Source organism: Pseudomonas sp. F1_0610 (genome assembly GCF_047470865.1).
Lineage (GTDB): Bacteria > Pseudomonadota > Gammaproteobacteria > Pseudomonadales > Pseudomonadaceae > JAZDRH01.
This window is the reverse complement of the sequence record NZ_JAZDRH010000077.1, coordinates 1-921: the sequence shown is the minus strand read 5'-3', so window position 1 is coordinate 921 and position 921 is coordinate 1. Positions and strand designations below refer to the sequence as shown.

The 921-nt window shown below is 50.9% G+C and carries 1 rRNA gene; it reads right to left on the bottom strand.

The features are described from left to right. Window positions 1-921 (bottom strand): 23S ribosomal RNA (locus tag VQ643_RS16270); the annotation flags it as partial.

Below are 921 nucleotides of genomic sequence, written 5' to 3'. Positions count from 1 at the left end.
AGGCTTACACAACGCTCCTCTACCGCTCATCCAGAGGATGAACCCGTAGCTTCGGTGTATGGTTTGAGCCCCGTTACATCTTCCGCGCAGGCCGACTCGACTAGTGAGCTATTACGCTTTCTTTAAAGGATGGCTGCTTCTAAGCCAACCTCCTAGCTGTCTAAGCCTTCCCACATCGTTTCCCACTTAACCATAACTTTGGGACCTTAGCTGACGGTCTGGGTTGTTTCCCTTTTCACGACGGACGTTAGCACCCGCCGTGTGTCTCCCATGCTGGCACTTTCTGGTATTCGGAGTTTGCATCGGGTTGGTAAGTCGGGATGACCCCCTAGCCGAAACAGTGCTCTACCCCCAGAAGTGATACATGAGGCGCTACCTAAATAGCTTTCGAGGAGAACCAGCTATCTCCAGACTTGATTAGCCTTTCACTCCGATCCACAGGTCATCCGCTAACTTTTCAACGGTAGTCGGTTCGGTCCTCCAGTTAGTGTTACCCAACCTTCAACCTGCCCATGGATAGATCGTCTGGTTTCGGGTCTATACCCAGCGACTGTCGCCCTATTAAGACTCGGTTTCCCTACGCCTCCCCTATTCGGTTAAGCTTGCCACTGAATATAAGTCGCTGACCCATTATACAAAAGGTACGCAGTCACCCAACAAGTGGGCTCCCACTGCTTGTACGCATATGGTTTCAGGTTCTATTTCACTCCCCTCTCCGGGGTTCTTTTCGCCTTTCCCTCACGGTACTAGTTCACTATCGGTCAGTCAGTAGTATTTAGCCTTGGAGGATGGTCCCCCCATATTCAGACAAAGTTTCTCGTGCTCCGTCCTACTCGATTTCACTTCTATGACCTTTTCGTGTACGGGGCTATCACCCACTATGGCCGGCTTTCCCACACCGTTCCACTAAAATCAAAGAAG